The organism is Flavobacterium sp., assembly GCF_044376915.1.
In the GTDB taxonomy this organism is placed as follows: domain Bacteria; phylum Bacteroidota; class Bacteroidia; order Flavobacteriales; family Flavobacteriaceae; genus Flavobacterium.
The window spans coordinates 1-4356 of the sequence record NZ_JBILKB010000114.1 but is presented as its reverse complement, the minus strand read 5'-3'; the positions used below and the strand labels follow the sequence as shown (position 1 = coordinate 4356).

General features: G+C 37.6%; 6 protein-coding genes. 5 read left to right on the top strand and 1 reads right to left on the bottom strand.

The genetic code is table 11. The annotated features are described in order from the left end of the window. Positions 1–147: 147 nt before the first annotated feature. A complete protein-coding gene (locus ACIQ6Z_RS09290; RefSeq protein ID WP_396210605.1) occupies positions 148–594 on the bottom strand; it encodes a DUF1569 domain-containing protein in 447 nt (148 codons plus the stop codon). 85 nt (positions 595–679) lie between these two features. On the opposite strand from ACIQ6Z_RS09290, the gene ACIQ6Z_RS09285 reads away from it, so the two are divergent. The 5 genes from ACIQ6Z_RS09285 to ACIQ6Z_RS09265 form a co-directional block, all read left to right on the top strand. Then, on the top strand, positions 680–1612 hold the full coding sequence (locus tag ACIQ6Z_RS09285; protein WP_396210604.1) for a peptidylprolyl isomerase: 933 nt from the start codon (positions 680–682) through the stop codon (positions 1610–1612). An 81-nt stretch (positions 1613–1693) separates the two neighbouring features. Continuing rightward, positions 1694–1990: a hypothetical protein gene (locus ACIQ6Z_RS09280; protein WP_396210603.1), complete on the top strand. Its 297-nt coding sequence runs from the start codon at positions 1694–1696 to the stop codon at positions 1988–1990. Next, positions 1991–2497 (top strand): hypothetical protein, encoded by a 507-nt coding sequence (locus ACIQ6Z_RS09275; RefSeq protein ID WP_396210602.1) that lies wholly within the window; start codon positions 1991–1993, stop codon positions 2495–2497. 70 nt (positions 2498–2567) lie between these two features. Next, the gene (locus tag ACIQ6Z_RS09270; protein WP_396210601.1) at positions 2568–3587 is read left to right on the top strand and encodes a quinone-dependent dihydroorotate dehydrogenase; all 1020 of its coding nucleotides are present in this window, start codon (positions 2568–2570) and stop codon (positions 3585–3587) included. Between the two features lie 19 nt (positions 3588–3606). Continuing rightward, on the top strand, positions 3607–4356 hold a 750-nt coding region (locus ACIQ6Z_RS09265; protein WP_396210606.1), incomplete at its 3' end, for a hydroxymethylglutaryl-CoA lyase.

Genomic DNA, 4356 nt, shown 5'->3' with positions numbered 1-4356 from the left:
TCTAATTCGATTTCGTTTAGTGTTGATTTTCCATTTAGAAAGCCATCCATATCATAAAAATCGGAAGCCATATGAACATCAACTTTATCATTCCAAGTTGATTTATTGATAGCGGTATAATCGTTGATTTGGGACATAATTAGTGATTTAAACGCCAAATTGTCTCAAGTGGTGATCCACATGTTTCCACATTAAGGTATCCCAATCTTCAAAAGTCATATTGCCCCAAAAAGGATGTTTTTTTATTTTTATCGCAGCGGTTCCTTCTTGCGCAAACCGGCTAAATTTTTCGATAAGTTCCTGTTTTGCCAATTCAAAATCGTAGGTTTCCATAAAAACAAATTCTTTAGCGGTAGGACTATTGTGTAAAAATTCATTAGTAAATACTTTCTTTTTTGCCACTCTTCCCAGTACTTTCATCAAAAAGCTAACGTTTACTTCTTTTTGTCCAAAGGCTACATCTACAGCAGCACTGCAGTGTTTGAGCATTTGATCTACATTCATTAAACCCCACAAACCTTGCGATTCGGGCGTGAGTTGGTGGATACGCGCAATAATGGCCTCGTTTGATGCTTTGTCGTAAATAGAATTCATAAATTTGGGTTTAATTACTTTCAAAAATACAATTTTTCTCCGATTAATGTATTAATTTTGCACTTTCAAATTAAAATTCAAAACAATGGAAAACGGAATATACGCTAAATTTAACACGGCAAAAGGTGCTATTTTAGTAAAATTAACACACGATTTAACGCCTGGAACAGTGGGTAACTTCGTAGGATTAGCAGAAGGTCAATTGGAAAATTCGGCACGTCCAATGGGGAAACCGTATTATGACGGATTAAAATTTCACCGCGTTATCCCTGATTTTATGATTCAAGGAGGATGTCCGCAAGGTCAAGGAACGGGTGGTCCTGGGTATAACTTTGACGATGAATTTCATCCCAGTTTAAAACATGATAAACCAGGAGTGTTGTCTATGGCAAATGCAGGACCAGGCACAAATGGTTCTCAATTTTTTATTACTCACGTACCTACCAATTGGTTGGATGGAAAACATACTGTTTTTGGACATGTAATTGAAGGACAAGATGTCGTAGATGCTGTTGAAGGAGATGATGCGTTAGAAAGTATCGAAATTATTAGAGTGGGTGAGGCGGCAGAAAAATGGAATGCTATTGAAGCTTTCAGGACTTTTGAAGGGTCTCGAGCCAAACGTATCGAAGAACAAAAAAGAATGGCAGAAGAAGCTTTAGAAAAATTAGCAGCTGGTTTTCAAAAAACCGAAAGTGGATTACGTTACCAAATCATTCAAAAAGGGAATGGAACTGCTGCAGAGAAAGGTAAAAAAGTATCGGTTCATTATCAAGGTACTTTAGAGAACGGACAAGTTTTTGATTCTTCTTATAAAAGAAAACAGCCTATTGATTTCACATTAGGTATTGGTCAGGTTATCGAAGGATGGGACGAAGGTATTGCCTTGTTACAAGTAGGAGACAAAGCACGTTTTGTAATTCCTTCATATTTAGGATACGGTTCTAGAGGAGCAGGTGGTGTAATTCCTCCAGATGCTACTTTAGTATTTGATGTCGAATTGATGGATGTTAAGTAAATAGAGCAAAATAGTTTAAAAAAAATCCTGAGCCTTTGTCTTGGGATTTTTTTATATATTTAACCCAATAAACCAATATCCATGAAAATCAAATTATTCCTAGTAGTTCCATTCCTTAGTTTACTTTCTTGTGTGAGTAAAAAGCAAGTAACCGCAACAGCACAAACCACTGAGGTAGTAGCCATAAACACGGAAGAGCCTGGAAAGGGACTTTTTCAAAAGCAATGTGCAGCTTGTCATGATTTGTATGCGCCAAATGCATACACTGCGCAACAATGGGAGCCGATTGTTTTTGAAATGCAGAAAAAAGGGGGGATTCCAAACGATGAAACCTATGTTATTTTAGACTATTTGAAAAAAAATGCGAAACCGCAATAAATGAAAATACTTTCTTTTTTCTTTCTTTTTTTTACTTTGAGTACAGTGGGGCAAGTACCGCATTGTGGGTTTGATTTTACGTCTTATTTGGTCGTAAAAGCACATGAAGATGGAAAATCAGAAAATATTGCGGATCTAAAAATTACACTGGTCAATGAAAAAGGGGTTGAAATAATCAATGAAAACAATAAATACAGTTGGAAAAACGCGAATCAAGCGCTAATTTTTACCCGAAATCACCTCATTAGTAAATCCAACGAACCTGAAAAATGGTTTTTCCCCTATGCCGGAGATACCTATTTGTTGTCGGTAACCAATACCTTTCCTGCGGAAGATTTTTACCTTAAAATTCAAGATACTAAAGGGGTTTTTCAAGAGCAATTGGTGCAATTGCAGGCGTTCAATATGTATATTTTGTGTTCGAGTGAAAACGAACGCCAAGCCAGAACTTTTGGACCACGAACCAATAGTCCAATAGAAGTAGTGCTCCTGCCCAAAACAAAGTAGCCAACATAACGCCTCAATTCTTTTTTTTTGGAGGTCATTTTCTTACTTTTGCAAGACAACACTATCAATCATGTATAAATTAATCATACGACCATTATTTTTCTGTTTTGATCCAGAAAGAATACATTATTTTACCTTTTCAGCTATTCGATTTCTAAATAAAATTCCTGGTTTTTCGGGTTTATGTAAAGCGCTTTACGACTTAAATGACCCGCGATTAGAACGGGAAGTATTCGGGATAAAATTTAAAAATCCTGTCGGATTGGCTGCTGGTTTTGATAAGGATGCAAAATTATATCAAGAGTTATCCAATTTTGGTTTTGGTTTTATAGAAATAGGGACACTAACACCAGTAGGGCAAGACGGAAATCCAAAAAAACGATTGTTTCGATTAAAAGAAGACAATGCGATCATCAACCGAATGGGTTTCAATAATGGTGGCGTGCTAGAAGCGGTTACTCGCTTGAAAAAAAATAATGGGGTATTAATTGGTGGAAATATCGGTAAAAACAAAGTAACACCCAACGAAGACGCGGTAAACGATTACGAAATTTGTTTTGAAGCGTTGTTTCCATTTGTTGATTATTTTGTTGTGAATGTAAGTTCTCCAAACACACCCAATCTTCGTGAACTGCAAGAAAAAGAACCACTAAAAAAATTGTTACAAACTTTAGAAAACAATAAATTACAAGTTACGAACCACAAACCAATTCTGTTAAAAATCGCACCTGATTTGACCGATGACCAATTAATCGACATTATAGAAATTGTAAACGAAACGAAAATTGCAGGCGTAATTGCCACGAATACTACAATTTCTCGTGAAGGTTTAGAGTCGGAAAACAAATCACAAATGGGCGGTTTGTCGGGTAGACCATTAGCCAAACGTGCAACAGAAGTAATTCGTTTTCTTGCTGAAAAAAGCAATAATTCGTTTTCAATTATTGGAGTTGGAGGCATTCATTCGGCTGAGGATGCGATGGAGAAACTAAACGCAGGTGCTAGTTTGGTTCAGTTATACACAGGATTTATTTATGAAGGTCCGGCTTTGGTGAAAGCGATTAATAAAAAGATTTTAGCACAATCCTAAAATGGCTATCTTTGAAGCAATGAACGAAATCAAAATCATAGAATGTCCGCGCGATGCCATGCAAGGCATTAAGCCATTTATTCCTACAGCACAAAAGGTGAAGTACTTGCAAGCGCTTTTGCGAGTGGGATTTGATACGATAGATTTCGGTAGTTTTGTTTCGGCAAAAGCCATCCCACAAATGCAAGATACGGCTGAGGTATTGGCCCAATTGGATCTGTCGCAAACCCGCAGTAAATTATTGGCCATTGTTGCCAATACGCAAGGCGCTCAACAAGCAGCCTTGCATCCAGAAATTCAGTATTTGGGCTTTCCCTTTTCGATTTCGGAGAATTTCCAAATGCGAAATACCCACAAAACCATTGCGGAAAGTTTGGTGACGCTGGAAGAAATTTTAGCCCTAGCGGCAGCCAGTAACAAAGAAGTAGTAACCTATATTTCGATGGGATTTGGAAATCCATATGGCGATCCTTGGAATGTCGAAATTGTTGGAGAATGGACCGAAATACTAGCGCAAAAAGGGGTGAAGATTCTTTCACTTTCGGATACCGTAGGGAGTTCGACCCCCGAAGTTATTACCTATTTATTTTCTCATTTGATTCCTAAATATCCTTCTATTGAATTTGGAGCTCATTTGCATACCACGCCTGATAAGTGGTTTGAAAAAATAGATGCGGCTTATCATGCCGGTTGTCGACGCTTTGACGGCGCCATACAAGGTTTTGGTGGTTGTCCAATGGCAAAAGACGAACTGACAGGCAATATGCCG

Excerpts from the sequence above, each read along its gene's own strand:
- ACIQ6Z_RS09290 (WP_396210605.1), bottom strand. The coding sequence starts at position 594 with ATGAATTCTATTTACGACAAAGCATCAAACGAGGCCATTATTGCGCGT.
- ACIQ6Z_RS09280 (WP_396210603.1), top strand. The coding sequence starts at position 1,694 with ATGAAAATCAAATTATTCCTAGTAGTTCCATTCCTTAGTTTACTTTCT.
- ACIQ6Z_RS09285 (WP_396210604.1), top strand. The coding sequence starts at position 680 with ATGGAAAACGGAATATACGCTAAATTTAACACGGCAAAAGGTGCTATT.
- ACIQ6Z_RS09270 (WP_396210601.1), top strand. The coding sequence starts at position 2,568 with ATGTATAAATTAATCATACGACCATTATTTTTCTGTTTTGATCCAGAA.
- ACIQ6Z_RS09275 (WP_396210602.1), top strand. The coding sequence starts at position 1,991 with ATGAAAATACTTTCTTTTTTCTTTCTTTTTTTTACTTTGAGTACAGTG.